The 15,905-nt window shown below is 71.4% G+C and carries 11 protein-coding genes and 2 pseudogenes; 3 read left to right on the top strand and 10 right to left on the bottom strand.

Annotated features, from left to right (window positions below; translation table 11 throughout):
* Positions 1-44: 44 nt before the first annotated feature.
* The gene (locus ACN28I_RS44205) at positions 45-419 is read left to right on the top strand and encodes an STAS/SEC14 domain-containing protein (protein WP_420947889.1); all 375 of its coding nucleotides are present in this window, start codon (positions 45-47) and stop codon (positions 417-419) included.
* On the opposite strand, the gene ACN28I_RS44200 is transcribed toward ACN28I_RS44205, so the two are convergent.
* The 6 genes and pseudogenes from ACN28I_RS44200 to ACN28I_RS44175 form a co-directional block, all read right to left on the bottom strand.
* Positions 416-1,330, bottom strand: coding sequence for a hypothetical protein (locus ACN28I_RS44200; RefSeq protein WP_420947888.1), 915 nt, complete (start codon positions 1,328-1,330; stop codon positions 416-418). The two genes, ACN28I_RS44205 and ACN28I_RS44200, sit on opposite strands and share 4 nt — an antisense overlap.
* A 9-nt stretch (positions 1,331-1,339) precedes the next feature.
* Positions 1,340-2,515, bottom strand: a complete 1,176-nt coding sequence (locus ACN28I_RS44195; protein WP_420947887.1) for an ammonia-forming cytochrome c nitrite reductase subunit c552 — start codon at positions 2,513-2,515, stop codon at positions 1,340-1,342.
* A gap of 259 nt (positions 2,516-2,774) precedes the next feature.
* On the bottom strand, positions 2,775-3,257 hold the full coding sequence (gene nrfH, locus ACN28I_RS44190) for a cytochrome c nitrite reductase small subunit (protein WP_420947886.1): 483 nt from the start codon (positions 3,255-3,257) through the stop codon (positions 2,775-2,777).
* A 111-nt stretch (positions 3,258-3,368) separates the two neighbouring features.
* Complete coding sequence (locus ACN28I_RS44185) at positions 3,369-5,159, bottom strand: hypothetical protein (RefSeq protein ID WP_420947885.1); 1,791 nt, start codon at positions 5,157-5,159, stop codon at positions 3,369-3,371.
* A 91-nt stretch (positions 5,160-5,250) separates the two neighbouring features.
* The gene (locus tag ACN28I_RS44180; protein WP_420947884.1) at positions 5,251-5,880 is read right to left on the bottom strand and encodes an acyl-CoA dehydrogenase family protein; all 630 of its coding nucleotides are present in this window, start codon (positions 5,878-5,880) and stop codon (positions 5,251-5,253) included.
* A 259-nt stretch (positions 5,881-6,139) separates the two neighbouring features.
* Positions 6,140-6,313 (bottom strand): annotated as a pseudogene (locus ACN28I_RS44175) (acyl-CoA dehydrogenase family protein); the annotation flags it as partial.
* A 143-nt stretch (positions 6,314-6,456) separates the two neighbouring features.
* On the opposite strand from ACN28I_RS44175, the pseudogene ACN28I_RS44170 reads away from it, so the two are divergent.
* Positions 6,457-7,368 (top strand): annotated as a pseudogene (locus ACN28I_RS44170) (pyridoxal phosphate-dependent decarboxylase family protein); the annotation flags it as partial.
* A 139-nt stretch (positions 7,369-7,507) separates the two neighbouring features.
* Positions 7,508-7,864, top strand: coding sequence for a hypothetical protein (locus ACN28I_RS44165; RefSeq protein WP_420947883.1), 357 nt, complete (start codon positions 7,508-7,510; stop codon positions 7,862-7,864).
* 7 nt (positions 7,865-7,871) lie between these two features.
* On the opposite strand, the gene ACN28I_RS44160 is transcribed toward ACN28I_RS44165, so the two are convergent.
* From ACN28I_RS44160 to ACN28I_RS44145, 4 genes are read right to left on the bottom strand one after another with little or no spacing between them, the layout of a single operon-like run.
* The gene (locus tag ACN28I_RS44160; protein ID WP_420947882.1) at positions 7,872-9,278 is read right to left on the bottom strand and encodes a protein kinase domain-containing protein; all 1,407 of its coding nucleotides are present in this window, start codon (positions 9,276-9,278) and stop codon (positions 7,872-7,874) included.
* Between the two features lie 18 nt (positions 9,279-9,296).
* Positions 9,297-10,679, bottom strand: a complete 1,383-nt coding sequence (locus ACN28I_RS44155) for a serine/threonine protein kinase (RefSeq protein WP_420947881.1) — start codon at positions 10,677-10,679, stop codon at positions 9,297-9,299.
* A gap of 42 nt (positions 10,680-10,721) precedes the next feature.
* Entirely contained in the window at positions 10,722-13,514 is a 2,793-nt protein-coding gene (locus ACN28I_RS44150; RefSeq protein WP_420947880.1) for a Zn-binding domain-containing protein, read from the bottom strand.
* Complete coding sequence (locus ACN28I_RS44145) at positions 13,511-15,904, bottom strand: hypothetical protein (protein ID WP_420947879.1); 2,394 nt, start codon at positions 15,902-15,904, stop codon at positions 13,511-13,513. Before ACN28I_RS44145 ends, ACN28I_RS44150 begins: the two co-directional genes overlap by 4 nt.
* Between the last annotated feature and the right edge of the window lies 1 nt (position 15,905).

Raw genomic sequence — 15,905 nt, 5'->3', positions numbered from 1 at the left:
GCGAGCCGAGCACGGCACCAACCAGTGGGAGAGAGAGGGCCCGAGTGAAAGGAAGCGTATGGGTGGAGCTGAGTGGCGGCATCGTCATCGCGCGGTTTCGCGGCGAGCCCACCGAGGCCTTGCTCAGGGAAACCCAGGAGCGCGTCCTCGTCCTCCTCCAGGACACGGCGCGCCGGAAGGTCCTCTACGACGCGCTGGAGATGGAGCCGCCCACGGTGGAACTGACGCTGGTGCAGCAACAGCTCAGCGAGGAGATCCACAAGATGGGAGTACGGGTCGCGCTGCTCGTCCCCAACAGCCGTCTGGCCTATCTCTCCCGGCTTGCGTTTGGCGCGGGGAACTACCGGGTGTTCTACAACGACCTGGGCGAGGCCATCTCCTGGCTGAGCGCGGACAATCAGGGCACGGGGCCCGCCTAGAAGGCGATGGGGATGTCGAGCTGGAGGATGGAGTACTTCTGCTTCGACATCGGCGCATCGAGCGCGAAGGCGTAGGCCAGACCCGGGCGCAGCGTGGGGCCATCCTTCAGCTTGATGTGGAAGCGGGGGCCGATGGCCACGGTGAGGTTGTCGCGCAGCTCGGGCGAGGTGACGCTGGCGGGAGTGGAGAGCCAGCGCTGGTAGCGCACCTCGCCGCCGAGCGACATCACCGGGAGCACGAAGTAGCCGAGATGCAGGCCGGAGGTGAAGTTCGTCCGCGAGGCGTCCGGCTGCACGGCCTCGCCGCGCACGCGGGTGAGCTGGAGGACGGTGGCCTCCACCTGGGCGGTGAAGCCTCCGGAGACATAGGAGAGGCCCACGCCGGGGAACACGGTGAAGTCATTCACCGCGAACATGGCGTTGTCCATGGCGGAGCGGGCCAGCACACCCGAGCGTGTGGCGGTGGCCACGGCGGCGTCCGGCTCGTTGCCACCGGACATGCCCACCGGCACGGTGAAGCCCAGGAAGAGGGCCAGCCGCAGCGACTCGTTGAACGGAATCGCGTAGGTGGCGCCCAGAGCCGGGTTCACGAAGGAGGTGCCGGAGCGGCCCCTGGCCGGGTTGTGGTGCACCGCTCCGAAGCGGACGAAGGGCGCCAACTGGGGCAGCACCTTGTAGGAGGCGAGCAGCATGAAGGCGTCGGTGAGGTTCTGCTCGCCCTCCACGGGTTGGCTCAGGGCGAAGGCCGTGTCGGAGCGCACGACATTGAGCGCCGCCGTGGGGCGTAGCTGCCACGGGAGCGAGTACGGCGCGGGCGCGGCCGCCCGGGAAGCCGCGGGCGCGAGCAGCGTCACGGCGGCGAGCAGGGCCGCCTTCACGCGGCCGGTGGAACGAAGTACGAAGGAACTCATGGGGTGGTCTCACTCACTCTTGCGAGCGTCCTGCTGTGGCACTGCCTGTTGCTTGCTCAGCGCCTTCTGGCCGAGCCGCGAGTAGTTGATGGAATCACCGAGGATGCGGGCCGCCTCCTGCGGGGCATGGAAGCCGCTGGAGTTCTCCGCCTCCACGAAGTCCAGGTAGAACTGGGCCTTGCGCTGGAAGCCCCGGGCCTCGGCCAGCTCCAGGTCGGTGGCGCCCGCCAGCTTGCGCGCCTTCATGTCCTGGATGAGGTCCACCAGCGCGTCCATGGCCGTCCCACGCAGCTTCTGGTTGCGCGCCTGGATGGTCTCCACGCGGCCCAACAGCTCCTGCTCGGACCACTTGTGGCACGTCTGGCAGGAACGGTTGATGTTGAGCAGCGGGCTGCGCACGTGGTGGTCGGTGATCTTCATCGCCCCCTCGCGCTTGTAGGCCATGTGGCAGTCGGCGCACGCCACCCCCGAGCGGGCGTGGATGCCCTGGTTGTACATCTCGAACTCGGGGTGCTGGGCCTTGAGCACCGGCGCACCCGTCTCGGCGTGAACCCAGTCCTTGTGCCCGTTCTCCTCGTAGTAGGCCATGATGTCGTCCACGTTCAGGCCCTTGGCCCACGGGTAGACGAGCCGCTTCTCCTTGCCCTGGAAGTAGTACTCCACGTGGCACTGGCCGCAGACGTACGAGCGCATCTCCTGGCGCGTTGCCTGGGAATTGACGTCGTAGTTGGCAACGCCCTGCCCCGCCTTGAGTGCGCGCATGCCCTCGATGAAGCCGGGGCGCGTCACCCGCAGCGCCATCGTCCCGGGGTCATGGCAGTCGATGCACGTCACCGGGTGCTCCACCAGCTTGCGCGCCTCGGTGTAGGGCATCTGGTTCATCTTCTCGAAGCCCTTGATGAGGTCCCCGTCCCCCAGCTTCTTGTAGGGCACGTAGACGGAGCCGTGGCAGTGCATGCAGGTGCCCGGCTGCTTCACCACGTGCTGCCGCTCCGTGTACGTCTGGTCATCCAGCATGTACGCGTGGCCGCGCTCCTCGCGGAAGTCCACGGCGAAGGCATAGCCGGCCCACATCGTCTTCAGCCGCGGGTCCTCCTCGATGCGCGACTGGGCCACCACCGAGCGCGGGTCCGCCTCGGTGGGCGTGTGCGGCACCGCCTCGCTCCCGCCGTACTTCGTGCGCACCTGGTCCACCGTGCGCTTGTAGTCGTCGTACTGCAGCGGGAAGTTCTTGCCCCAGAACGGCGGGGTCCACCGTCTCGTCCGTGAGCCTCGACGACGCGGTAGAAGGGGTTGCGCGCCTCCTGCTTGCGCTCGGAGATGTTCACCAGCAGGGCCGTGGCCGCCACCGCTCCCGCGGCCGAAACGAGGGCCGTGAGGAGGACGAGCCGCATCTTGCGGCTCCGCGGCTCGGCCCCAGGCTCTGGACGTGTCATTGGATTGCTCATGGATGGCCCACCGAGTTGTGGCAGCGAAGGCACGAGGTCTCTTCAGCGCCATGGGGGGCCTCCAGGGCCTCCACCATCTCGCTGTGGCACTTCCGGCACGCCTGCTCCGTCACCACCCGGTTGCCGGGGCGGATCTGGATGGGCTCGTGGAAGTCGCCGGTGGTGAAATAGAACGAGTGCCAGAAGCCATTGGACGCCTTGGTCGCGTACTTGCCCACCAGGCCCGGCGGCGTGTGGCAGTCGTTGCAGGTGGCCACCGCGTGGTGGCTCGACTTCATCCAGCCGTCGTACTGCTCGCGCATGACGTGGCAGTTGGCGCAGGCGGCCGGATCATTGGTGAGGTACGCGTAGCCCTTGGCGTAGGTGAAGGTGAAGGCCCCGATACCGACGGCGATCCCCACGCACGCGCCCAGGGCGATGAGCAGCCAGGACCTGGCGCCCAGGCCACCTCCCTCCGCTCTGTCCGCCGCGCGTTCCATGACCGGGGCGACTTCAATTCCCAGGCCAGGAGCTCGCCCCCGGAAATGAGGATTCCGGAGTGCAGGTTTTGCGTGCGCGCGAAGGGGCGGCGGTGAAACTTGCGCCGGAGGCTAGGGCGCGGGGCTCAACGCGCGCACCAGGAAGTCGTCGAACCAGACCCCGGCGATGGGGGTGGCGAGTCCCGCGAAGCCCTCCCCGGTGAGCGCGGCCGGGTCGTCGTCCGTCACCGTGAGGCGGACCTGCCCGTTCACCGAGGCCGAGAGCCGCACCGGGCCCGCGCCCGACACGGACAGGGAGAGCCTCACGGCATCCCAGGAAGACGCCTGGCCGCCGGGGGCCTCGCCGAGCACGGTGAAGCTCCCGTCCCGGTAGCGGCGAAGCTGGATGCGGCCCTGGGGCAGCAGCACGAGCGCATAGCGCTCATCCCCCTCGGCGCGCAGCACCACGCCCGCCTCGTCCACGCCGAAGGCATGCACCCAGGCCTCCACCTGGCAGTCGTCACAGCGCGAGGGCAGCGCGAAGGCGAGGTTGTCCCCATTCGGGTGGTCCAGGTCGCTCACCGCGCGCCGGCCATCCGTCAGCCACAGCCCGCTCCACTTCCAGTCGTGCCCGAGGCTGTTCGACGAGGTGCGCGGGAAGGTGTCGTTGAAGAGGAGCTCCCCGGGCTCCGGCTCCTCGGGCGGCGGCGCGTCCTCCTGCGGCGGTGGCTCCTCGCCTCTCCCCGGCACCGCGAGGGCCCCGCGGGCCACGTACCCACGCGAGTTGGCGTTGGGGGCATCTCCGAAGAAGAAGGGCACCTCGGTCGTCCCCTCCGGCAACGTCTCCAGGGCGTTGGGATAACCCTTGTAGGTCCGCCGCGAGTCGACCACCACCGGCTCACTGAAGCGTCCGCCCTTCAGCACCCGGGCATGCACCTCATAGCTCGCGTTGGGCTGGCGCATGACGTTGTAGAAGACGTACAGCGTGTCGCCGATGCGCGTGGTGGCCGCCTGCATCGCCCAGTCGCGCGAGCCCTCCAGCAACGTGCGCGGGCCGAACACGTTTCCATTGAAGTGGCGGTGGTAGAGGCGCTCGGACTCGTCCTTGTAGACGAAGTGCATGCCGCCCTTGCCGTCCGCGACGGCGCTCAGCGCGGCCCCGTGGTAGATGCCGTCGGAGAAGGCGTCGCGCACGGCGCTCCAGGTGCCCAGCGGATCGCCGTCGTTCCGGATGCGCATGCGCGTGGGCTCGAAGCCGTCGTGCATGGCGTAGACGAAGATGAGCTTCGAGCCGAGGCTCAACAACCGCCCACCGCCCCGGCGCTTCACCCGGCCCAGGTTCGGCTGGCGCTGGAAGCGTGTGCCCCCATCGGTGGAGACGGACAGCACCGCCGTGGAGCCGCCATCCGAGTCCAGGCGGAAGGCCTGTACCCACAGCCGGCCCCGTGAGTCGCGCGCGAGCAGCGCCCGGGAGTAGGCCGTGCTGTCGTCGGCATCGAAGACGCGCACCGCCGGTTGGGGCGCCCAGTCGTGCGTCTCCGGCCGGTAGCGCCACCATTGGAAGTACACGTCGTGTCTGCGCGAGGCCGCCAGCTTCGGCGCCTCGTACGAGTAGACGAGCGCCACATCCCGGCCCACCGCGAGCACCTCGGCGCGGTCCGCGTGGCTGGCGTCCGGTTGGATCGCCGCGGCGAAGCGGAACGTGCGCCCGCCGTCATCCGAGCGGAAGAACGACAACCCCCGCCCTTCCGCGCCTTCCTGCTGCAAGGTGAGCAACCAGGTAGGCGGCCGCCCGTTCCCCGTGTCGATGCGTACCGCGTGGCGTTGAGCCGGCAAGGTGAGCGCGTTTCCCCCGCTCACCGGAACCATGGGCGCAAGGCTCGCGAGCACCGTCGCGAGCAGCGCCGTCGACAATCCCACCATCCGTCCCCCTCCCCCGTATTCCCCGAGACAAACTAAGGCGCCCGGGGGCAGGAGGAAAGCGTCAGGACCCCACCTGGCCTGTACCCCGGTCTCAGTCGAAGAGGGGCATGCCCGTCATCGCCTTGCCGATGAAGTCGTAGAGCAGATCCGTGGTCGGGGACATGACAGTGACGGCGCGGGCGTCGCGGAAGTGCCGCTCGAGGCCCACCTCCTTGCGATACGCCGCGCCACCACACACGCGCATGCCCAGCTCGGTCACCTCGGGGGCCAGCTCGCCCACGGCGGCCTTCACCTCGAGCACCCGCATCTGCGCGTCCTCGCGCTTCGACTCGATGGCGTCCAGCGTGTCGCGGATCAACCCGCGCACCAGGTCCGTCTTCATGCGCATGCGCGCCAGGTAGGCCCGGATGGTGGCCAGGTCGGCCAGGGCCTGCCCGGTGTGGAGCAGCCGCGTCTTCGTCACGTGCGCCGCCGCCTTGTGCGTGGCGGCCTCCATGACGCCCAGGTAGCAGCTCGAGCCCAGCACGTGGAAGTGGGGCAGCACGTTGCCCATCATGATGTCGAACCCGCCCCCGTCCACGCCGAGCATCGCCGAGCGGGGCACCCGCACATCCCGGGCCACGATGGGGCTGGAGGAATTGCCCCGCAGGCCCATTCCATCGAACGCCACGGGGAACGACAGCCCGGGGGCATTGCCCGGCACCAGCCAGAGCGTGCTCATGCCCTTGGCCGCCACCGGCCTGCTCGACCAGAACGTAGCTGTCGGCCTGGCCCGCGGAGGTGGCCCAGCTCTTGTCCGCGTCCAGCCGCACGGTGTCCTCATCGGGCACGGCCAGGGCGGTGCTCACCGGCGCCCAGAAGTGACTGCGCGAGCCCGCCTCCGACAGGGCCAGCGTCGTCACGTGCCGCCCCGCCGCGATGGCCTCGCGGACGTCTCGCGGCCCGTGCTGCTCGATGATCGCCGCGCCGCAGAAGTGCATGCACAGCACCATGCCGCTGGAGCCACACGCCATCCCCACCTGCTCGACCAGCGCGGCCGCCGCCCGGAGCCCCTCTCCCCTTCCCCCGACGTCCTTGGAGCTGACCAGCCCCAGCAGGCCCACCTTGCCCAGCGCGTCCATGCTCGCCCGGGGATAAACCCCGTACCGGTCCACCTCGATCGCCTTGGGCTCGATGACTTCGGAAATGATGCTCTCGACGGAGTTCACGGGTCCGGCTCCTCGGAGATGAAGGGTCCCGGAAGGTAGCAACCCGCGGGACGAAAGTGGGAGGGACAATCTGATAAGAGGCCCGCCCGATGAATCCGCTCGAGCTGACGACCGACGACTTCCGGCGCCTGGCCCACCGCGTCTCCACGCTCGCCGAGCAGTGGCTCACGGAGCTGGACACCCGCGCGATCGCCCCTGCCGTGACGGGCCATGACACCGAGGCCCTCTTCGCCGAGGGCTTGCCCGAAGAGGGCTTGAAGGACGGGGCGCTCGACGCGCTGGGGGCGGTGATGGCCGGGGCCCGCGCGGGCAACGCACGCTTCCTCGCTTACGTGCTCGGCTCGGGCGAGCCGGTGGGCGCGCTCGGGGACTACCTGGCGGGCGTGCTGAACCAGAATGTCACCGCGTGGCGCTCGTCCCCCACCATGGTGAGCATGGAGCGTGCGGTGGTGCGCGGACTGGCGGCCGCGGTGGGCTGCCCCGGCTTCACCGGGAGCCTCACGGGTGGGGGCTCCTCGGCCAACCTCATGGGTCTGACGATGGCGCGCGAGGCGAAGGCCCCGGCCAACGAGGAGGGCTCGCCCTCGGGGGTGGTGTACGCCTCCACCGAAGTCCACATGTCCATCCCCAAGGCCCTGGCACTGCTCGGCCTGGGACGCAGGAACCTGCGCCTCATCCCCACGGACGCGGAGTGGCGGATGCGCCCGGAAGCCCTCGAGCGCGCCATCACCGAGGACCTGTCCGCTGGCCGGCGCCCGCTGGCCATCGTCGCCACCGCGGGCACCGTCAACACCGGCGCGGTGGATCCGCTGAAGGAGGTGGCGGCCATCGCCCGGCGGCATGGGCTCTGGATGCACGTGGACGGAGCCTTCGGCGCCCTGGCCGCGATGGCCGTCCCCGAGCGTTTCGAGGGCCTCGCGCTGGCGGACTCGCTCTCCATGGACGCGCACAAGTGGCTCTACCAGCCGGTGGACTGCGGGGTGCTGCTCTACCGGGATGCCACCGCCGCGCGCCGCGCCTTCTCCTTCTCGGGCGACTACGTGCGCACCATGAGCGCGGACGCCGTGGAGGGCTTCGCCTTCTTCGACGAGTCCCTGGAGCTTCTCCCGCCGCGCCCGCGCGCTCAAACCGTGGCTCTCGGTGCGCTACCACGGGCTGCGCGCCTTCCGGGAGGCCATCCGCAAGGACCTGGAGAACGCCACACAACTGGCGGAACTGGTGCGAGCGGAACCGGCGCTGGAGCTGCTCGCGCCCGTGCCGCTGAGCGCGGTGTGCTTCCGCTACGTCGCGGGCCTGGCCGAGCACGAGCGCGATGCCTTCAACACGCGGCTGATGGCACGGCTCAATGCACGCGGCCGCGTCTACCTCTCCAACGCCACGCTGTCGGGACGCTTCGCCCTGCGCGCCTGCTTCGTGAACCACCGCACCACGGCGGAGGACGTGCGGACGGTGGTGGCCGAGGTGCTCGCCACCGCGAGGGAGCTCCAAGGCGCGTGACAGCGGACTACCGGGTGCCCGTCCGGCCCCCGGGCCGCGTCACCGGAGGGCTCCCCTTCGTCTCCTGGGGCGCGGGGCTGGAGCCCCCGAAGAGCATCGCGACGAGCCCCGGGCCGAACAAGGCCAACAGCCCCGCGAGCGCGAAGAGCAGCACCCAGCGCCAGGGCCTGCCGCGAGGTGGAGCCGCCTCCTCCCCCTCGGTCTTCTCCGGAGGCGGAGGCGCGGGCTTCTTCGCGAGCTTCGGCGCCGCCTTCTTCTCGATGGGAGCCGCGGGCTTCGGCTCGGCGAGGCGGGCAGGTGCGGCCGGAGCCGGGCGCTCCTCCACCGCACGGGCGGCGGGCACCTGGACGGGCTCGGGCCTGGGCTCGGGTTTCTGGACCGCGGGGGCCGGGACCGGAGTGACGGGGGCGGCCCGCGCGGCGGGCACGGGGACTCGCTCGGGCTCGGCCTCCTCGACGGGAGCGGCCACGACCCGAGGACGCGTCCGGGCGGGAGCTTCCGGCACCTGCACCGGCGCGACCGTCACCGGGATGCGTGTCACGGGAACACGCAGCGGCGTCCCCGTCCGAGGTGGGGCCGGGGCCTCCGCTCCCAGCGCGGCGGAGAACTCCCGGCACGAGGCGAAGCGCCGCTCCGGGTCCACATCCATCGCCCGGAGGATGGCCGCGCGGAGTCCCGGCTCGAGGCCCGGGTGCACCACCTCCGGGGGCACGAACTCCGCCCGGGTGATCTTCTCCATGAGGGTGAAGTCGCTCTCGTCCTGGAAGCACGGCTGCGCGGTGGCCAGCTCGTAGAGGGTGACGCCGAGCGAGAAGATGTCCGAGCGGACGGTGACGTCCTCGGCCGAGCGGATCTGCTCCGGGCTCATGTACTGCGGCGTGCCCATGCGCGAGCCCGTGCGCGTCACCGGCCGGCCCTCGGCGCCGGACACCTTGGCGATGCCGAAGTCGAGCACGCGCACCACCCGCCGGCCGTGCACCTGCTCCAGGAAGATGTTGGAGGGCTTGAGATCCCGGTGGATGACGCCGTGCTCGTGGGCGAACTCCATGGCCGCGAGCACCTGCCGGAAGATGTCGCGCACCTCGTCCGCTTCCGGAGGCCGCCGCGCGCTGGCCAGGTACTTGTCGAGCGACTCGCCCTCCAGGTAGTCCATGACGAGGCCCGCGACGCCGGGCGCCACGACCACGTCCGTGATGACCAGGATGTTCGGGTGCCTCAGACGCGCCTGGATGCGGCCCTCGTCCAGGAAACGGGCGCGCAGCTCCGCGTTGCCCACCAGCTCGGGGTCCAGCACCTTGAGGGCATGGACGCTGCCCAGGGCCACGTGGCGCACCTTGTAGACACGCGCCATGCCGCCGCCGCCCAGCTCGCGCTCCACCTCATAGCGCTCGATGACAGTCCCCGGGCTCAACATGGCGCGACTCTACTCCAGCTAGAAGAGCTCCCAGGGGCCAACCCGCTTCCCGCTCTGGAGCTTGGAGGCAATCCGGTACGCGTCCACGATGAACGCGATGTACCAGGTGAGCCAGAGGCACGCGCCTCCGGGCCCCCCTCCGGTGATGATGTTCTTGAGCACGAAGAAGGACGCGATGAGGCCGAGCACGCCCTTGGCCGTCTGGCCGTTGTAGAGCTGGCCGCCCCCGGACACGCAGAACAGGTTCAGCACCACGGCCACTCCGGGCGAGCCCGTGGGGCGGGACACCGCCGCCGGTGAGGCCCTGGCCACGTCCTTCGGGCTCACACGCACGGTGTTGACCGGAGCGTGCTGGATGGAGGCAGGGGCCACCGGCGCGGGAGCCGGGGGCGCCGGAGCGGGCGGCGGGGTATCACCCTTCGGGAACCGCCCGGTCCCCGGCACGTAGGTCGGCGCGAAGGCGGAGGCGTCCGGCTCGGGCGCCGGAGCCGGAGGGTTCTCCACCTGGGTCACCGCGTAGGAGCGGGACGGCTTCTGGGGCGCCTGCGCACCGGCGTTGAAGGCGTTCTCCAGGGCCTCGCGGAAGGAGGCGCAGTCCTGGAAGCGCTCGGCGGGGTCCACGGCCAGCGCCTTGCGGATGCAGCCGGCGATGACGGGGTGCAGGCCACCCACGACGCGCTCGGGGGGCTCGTAGGTCCCCTCCACGATGTTCTTCATCGTGTCGTAGTCGCTCGACGCGTGGAAGGCGACCCGGCCGGTGGCGGCCTCGTAGAGGATGGCGCCGAGCGCGAAGATGTCGGTGCGCGCGTCCACCTCACCGGCCCCGCGGATCTGCTCCGGGCTCATGTACAGCAGCGTGCCCATGCGGGCCCCGGCCTGGGTACGCGGCTTGCCGCCCGGGCCCTCCTCCAGCATCTTGGCGATGCCGAAGTCCGTCACCATGGGCTGGAGCCGGCCCCGGTTGTCCTTGCCGATGATGATGTTGTCCGGCTTGAGGTCGCGGTGGACGACGCCCCGCTTGTGGGCCTCCTCCATGGCGTCCAGCACCGGCAGGAAAACCTCCAGGAGCACCCGGGGCTCCAGCCCCTGGCCGCGGCAGAACTCACCGAGCGTGGGGCCCTCGATGTAGTCCATCACCAGGCCCGCCACCGGGGTGGTGACGATCTCCGTCACCTGGACGATGTGGGGATGGCGGAAGCGCGCCTGGATGCGGCCCTCGGCGAGGAAGCGCCCGCGGATGTCGTCGTTGCGCGCCAGGTCCGCGTTGAGCACCTTCAAGGCGTGCGTGCTGTGCAGCGCGAGGTGGCGCACCTCGTACACGGCGGCCATGCCGCCCTGCCCGAGCAGCCGGATCACCTCATAGCGGCCGTCCAGCTCCGTTCCCGGCTGGAGGAGGTTCATGTCACCACTCATACGCTCACCCGCCATGGCGATTGCATCCGCCTATCCCAGCAGCCCGAGCACGCCCGACTTGTCGGGGCCGGACGCGAGCACGTCCTGGGGCGTGCACTCGAGGCATCCGTTGGGGCACTTGCAGTTGGCCAGGATGGCCCGGACCCACTTGAACGTGTCGTCGATGAGGGCCAGGTCCAGCGCCTCGGCCACGCCCATGCCCTGGAGGTGCCGGTCCACCACGACGATGCCGGCCGGGGCCTCCGGGAACATGCCCGGCCCCACCGGCACCACGTCCATGTCCTCGTCATTGGAGAGCAGGTGCGCCACCAGCACCCCGTCCGCCGAGCGCGCCAGGTGGACGAGCACCTGGGGCGTGGTGGCCGCGGGGAAGAAGACGCCGCGCACCCGGGTGCGGTAGCGGCAGCTCACCGCGCCCACGTCCACCCGGCCCGGCCGCCCGAGCTGCGAGTAGCCGGTGACGCTCTCCACCACCGTCGCCTCCAGGGTGCACACCTGGTACACGCACCGCCCGGTGCGCACCGTCTGGGGGGACTCCACCACGGTGGCGGACTCGAACTGGATGCGGAGCTGCGGCTTGGTGAGGGGCCTGTCGTTGGGCACCGGTTTGACGCGCAGCTCGTTGCGCTTGGTGTCCAACGAGTGCAGGGGCACCTCGTAGCGCGCATCGCCCACGGCGAACACCCGGCCCGGGTAGTAGCGCGTCTCCGCCATCAGCCGGTCCACCTCGGTGAGGAGCTGGCCGCTGTGCACGTCGAGGATGCGCACCACCTGCTCGCTCACGGTGCGCCGCAGCGGATTGACGGCCTCCGCGACACCGGCGGGGACGACGGGGCTGCGCACGGGCGGGCGGCCCGCGGCCAGCCGCACCACGTGGCGCTCGGGACGGAACTTCGGCCCCAGCAACTGCTCCACGCGCGAGCGGCCGAAGACGGCGGCCAGGGACTCCACGTCCTGCGAGCCCTCCTGCATGGCGGCCTTGAGGTGGGCCGTGGCCAGCGCGCCGTTGTGGTAGCCCACGAGCGCCCGCGGCGGCATCAACATGCCGTTGCGTGACAGCCCGTCCAGGTTGCCATCCCGCGTGAGGAAGCGCGTGACCGGGTTGTCGGCGAGGCCCCACAGCGCGTCATGCGTCTGCCCATCCGCCAGCGGCACCCGGTGCGGGAGCGCCCGGTACGCGGCCACCAGCCATGCCTCGTCCAACGTGCCCACGGAGGCCACGCCGAAGAGGGACACATCGCGGACGAAGCGCAGCTCGCCACCCCAGAAGTCCACGGCCTTGAGATCGAACGCCCCGCCCGGGTCTCCCACCGCCGCGGGCAGCTTCGCCCCCACCACCGGCTCCAGGGCCCGGCGAACCCACGGCGTCCCGGGCTGGGTACGGAAGCCCTCGACCACGCGCCAGACGCGCACGGGCGCCGCGGCGCGCGGGGTGAAGGGCACCTCGCGCACGGAAATGCCGGGGAACATCTGCTCCACCAACCCCCGCGTGCCTCCGCCTCCCACGCCCGTGGCCAGCACGCTCCAGCGCGCCCCGGCCGCCGACAGCGCCAGCTCCAGCCGCCGCAAGGTGAACATGCGATGCGTGGAGGCGAACGGCGTGCCCCGGTCCACGCGCGAGAGCAGCACCAGCCCCACCGAGCGGGCCCACAACCGGCCACAGCCGCCCCGCGTCTCGGAGAGCGCGCGGATGCCTCCGGCGGACAGCTGCTCCACGTCCAGGAAGACGGCGGCCGGCATCCGGTTGCCCGCGAAGGCCTCGCGCATCGCCGCCTCGCCGGCCAGCAACGGCCCCGAGGGCCACGAGCCACTGCGCGAGATGGCCTCCAGCACCGCGTCGCGCAGCGCTTCCGGCTCGTCGCTGATGACGAGGCACGGCAGGCCCTCGCGCTGGAGCGCCAGCAGCACGCTCGAGGTGAGGAAGTAGCGCTCCGTCGGATCGGGCAGGTCCCCCACCAGCCAGCCCTGGTTGGGCGAGCCCCACGCGGTGGCGATCTCCTCCAGCGCCCGAGGTGGAGCCCCGGTGGCGCCCGAGTCCCGCCACGCGGCGGCGCTCCAGGCGGGAGCGGAGTCCGCGGTGGCCGTGCCCTGCGTCGCGAGCAGCGGGCGCGCCTGGGCCTCGAGGGCTCCCAGCTTCCGCCACATGCCCGGGACGTCCGCGCGCAGCGGAGCGGGCGTCTGGGGCTGGGGAGCCTCCTCCTTGGCGGGCGGAGGCGCGAGGCGCTCGGAGCGTGTCCACACCGCGAGCGCCACGCACAGCATGGGCAGCACGGCGGCGAGGTCGAGCAGCATGCGGGGCTTGTCCTGCCGCCACGGCGCATCCACGGCGATGAGGGCCAGCACCGGCACCACCACCAGGACGAGCGCCAGCGGGTCCGCGAGCGGCACACGGAAGGACGCGAGGCTCTTGTGGCCCGACTCCTGGAAGGCGAACACCGCCGTCGCGAGGAGGAAGGCCACGGCATGGGGCAGGGCCAGCAGCAGGACGGCGTCCAGGGGGAACCAGGTGAACTTCACCTGGGGCACGCCCGGAGTGGTGCTCTGGGGCAACGCCGTGAGCGCATGGAGCCAGCCGAGCGGTCCGCCCTGCATGGAGGCACTGGCGGCCTCCACCAGCCGGGTGAGGAGCACCAGGGCCAGGGTGACGAGGACGGCCTTGCCCACGGGAAGGGCGGCGCGGCGCCAGCGCGAGTTGGGACCGGGGCCCACCAGGAGCGCCGCCAGGGCCCACGCCACCACGGGCGTGCCGAGCAACAGCACCCAGACGAGCAGGTAGAGGATCGTCGTCAGTTGCTGCGACAGATGCGGGAGTTGCAGCGTCATCGCGCACCTCGCGGAACCACCACGGGCTGCGGGGTGGCGCGAGCCCCCCGGGACATCTCTTCCACGGAGAAGCCCTCCCAGGTGCGCAGGAAGATGACGCGCGCGGCCTTGGAGGGAGACCAGAGGATGTGCAGCCGCGTGGGCATGTCCCGGAGGCCGGCATCGAGCGTGTCGCGCCCCGCGGACGGAGCGATGACGAAGCCCTCGCCGGGACGGACACCGAGCACCGGGTCCCCATGCGGGTTCAGCGGCTGGCACGGCGGAGCGAGCACCGCTCCCATCCGCGCTCCGAAGTCACGCAGCACGTCCGCGGCCTGCTGGCCCGCCTCCTGATCATCCATCACACTGCGCTGGGCCATCGGCTGCACCTGACGCCGGCTCAGCTCGTCGATGCGCGCGGGGTCGCCACACGGCACGTCCTCGAGCAGCCCGCCCTCGGGCCAGGCGCCTTCCAGGAGACGATCCGCCCAGACGCGGTCCTCGGAGATCTCCCGCCGGGAGGCAACCCACCGGCTGATGACCTCCGGAGGCACGAGCGAGCCATGGAGCAGCCCGCCCGCGCCGAGCAACGGCCCCAGGTCGTCCAACCGGGCCTCGGCGGCCGGAGTCACCCCGAGCGCCAGCAACTCCTGACGCTTGCGATCCCTCGCCTCCAGCAGCGCGTGGCGGACGGCCTGCAGCCGGGCCACGGCGTTCTCCAGGGCGAGGATGGCACCGCGACGGGCGCGTTTGCGGCGCACCACCAACTGCAGCTCCGCCTGCTTCGCGCGCCGCCCTCCCCCGCCCCGGCTGACCAGCGACTCCAGCGCGTCACGCCGGAGCTTCAGCACGCGGCGCACTTCCTTCCGGGTGTGGTTGCCGACGAAGTAGAGCCACCCGCCCCCGGCACCCGCCGCGGCGAGCACTCCGAGAATCCACGGCAGGGCCTCGCGCCAGTCGAAGCCCTGGGTGGCCGGGGGAGCCGTCGTCGAGAGCACGGGACTCGAGGGCGAGGCGCCGCCCGGGAGCGCGGCCGGAGTCATCACGGCCAGCGTGCCGAAGGAGACCCCCAGCAGCACGGCCAGCGCGAGCGCCGCCGCGGCCGCCAGCGCCATCCGTTTCGAGGGCAGCTCCAGCAGAGCCCGCTCCAGCTCCTCGCGGTGCGGGTCCACCGGAGGGCCCGCCGGTTGTGCGGGGTCCAACCTCCGCAGGGCGGACTCCTCCTGGGCCTGCTCGTCGTGGAGCTGCGCGATGACGCGCTTGAGCCCCTGCTCGACGGAAGGAAGCTGGGACAGGCCCGACGAGGGCCCGAGCGAGGCGTCGAACACCGCCTGGATGCCCTGCTCCACCGAGGTGGCCACCTCGGCCTCGGCGCGGTCGAGTGCGCGGAAGGTCTCATCGGTGCGGGCCTGGTCCACGGTGGTGGGCGAGGTCTCCACCGAAGCCGGTTTGAAGAGCCCGGAGTGGTTGGCGCGGATCTCCTCGGGCGTGTCGAGCGGGCCCACGCGGATCTCCGCGGGCAGATCCACGGGAGAGCGGGACAGCTCGGCGGCGAGGCGCCGGGAGAGCTGCGCGGCCTGTCCCTCGACGAAGGGGGCCAGCCAGCGGTCCTGCTGGAGCGCGGACACGGCGCCCATGGCCAGGGTGGCATCGGTGCCGGGCTGCTGCACGCGCTCCACCAGCACGCCGAGCCCGTCATACGCGGCCCGGGCGGCGGCATAGGTGCCCAGGCGCGACTCGGGCAGCTCCACCGAGGCCAGCGAGACGAAGCTCACCAGGCCCTCATCGCGGGAGGGGTGGGCCAGGCGGCGGGACACCTCGTCCTCGGTGCGCAGCCCCGAGGCCACCATGCCGAGCGCGAAGGAGGCGCAGGTGGACACCATCTCCTCGGAGGTGAGGGTACCGGCGGCGGTCTGCTGGGACACGACCCAGATGCGGGCCAGCAGGGGGAACACGGGACGGGCGCGGGCCCAGTTCTCCAGGGCGGCCAGCCGCGCGAAGACGACGGAAGCCCGGGGGCTGGACAGCGCCGGCACCTGCACCACGAGGTGCAACGTGGCGGTGCGCTGCTCCGGCGGCCGGTCCGGCGGGAACATGGTCCCGTAACCCTCGGCCAACAGCCGCGCGGCCTGCTCGCACGCGGTGAGCAGATCCTCGTCACCGCCCTGCAGCGCGGCACAGAAAGCAATCACATCCAGCCGCTGGTCGCGCCGCTCGCCCGAGCCACGGCCCGCGCGCAACAACTCCTCCAGCAGGGGCTGGAGCCCGGCGGCCACGCCCGAGGGCTCGCAGCGCAGCACGCCCAGCAGGGGCGAAGAGGCCTCCAGGGACTGGAGCGTGCGGCCGATGACCTCGTGGCCGAAGCGCCCCAGTCCGAGCAGGACGGTGGGGTACGAGACGGCGGCGTCCAAG

The sequence above is a fragment of the Archangium gephyra genome (genome assembly GCF_049060025.1).
GTDB classification, from domain to species: domain Bacteria; phylum Myxococcota; class Myxococcia; order Myxococcales; family Myxococcaceae; genus Archangium; species Archangium gephyra_A.
This window is presented reverse-complemented; position numbering and strand designations above follow the sequence as displayed.

Bases quoted from the DNA above. Each gene is read 5' to 3' on its own strand.
- ACN28I_RS44200 (WP_420947888.1), bottom strand. From the start codon at position 1,330: ATGAGTTCCTTCGTACTTCGTTCCACCGGCCGCGTGAAGGCGGCCCTG.
- nrfH (WP_420947886.1), bottom strand. From the start codon at position 3,257: ATGGAACGCGCGGCGGACAGAGCGGAGGGAGGTGGCCTGGGCGCCAGG.
- ACN28I_RS44185 (WP_420947885.1), bottom strand. From the start codon at position 5,159: ATGGTGGGATTGTCGACGGCGCTGCTCGCGACGGTGCTCGCGAGCCTT.
- ACN28I_RS44180 (WP_420947884.1), bottom strand. From the start codon at position 5,880: ATGAGCACGCTCTGGCTGGTGCCGGGCAATGCCCCCGGGCTGTCGTTC.
- ACN28I_RS44160 (WP_420947882.1), bottom strand. From the start codon at position 9,278: ATGTTGAGCCCGGGGACTGTCATCGAGCGCTATGAGGTGGAGCGCGAG.
- ACN28I_RS44155 (WP_420947881.1), bottom strand. From the start codon at position 10,679: ATGAACCTCCTCCAGCCGGGAACGGAGCTGGACGGCCGCTATGAGGTG.
- ACN28I_RS44150 (WP_420947880.1), bottom strand. From the start codon at position 13,514: ATGACGCTGCAACTCCCGCATCTGTCGCAGCAACTGACGACGATCCTC.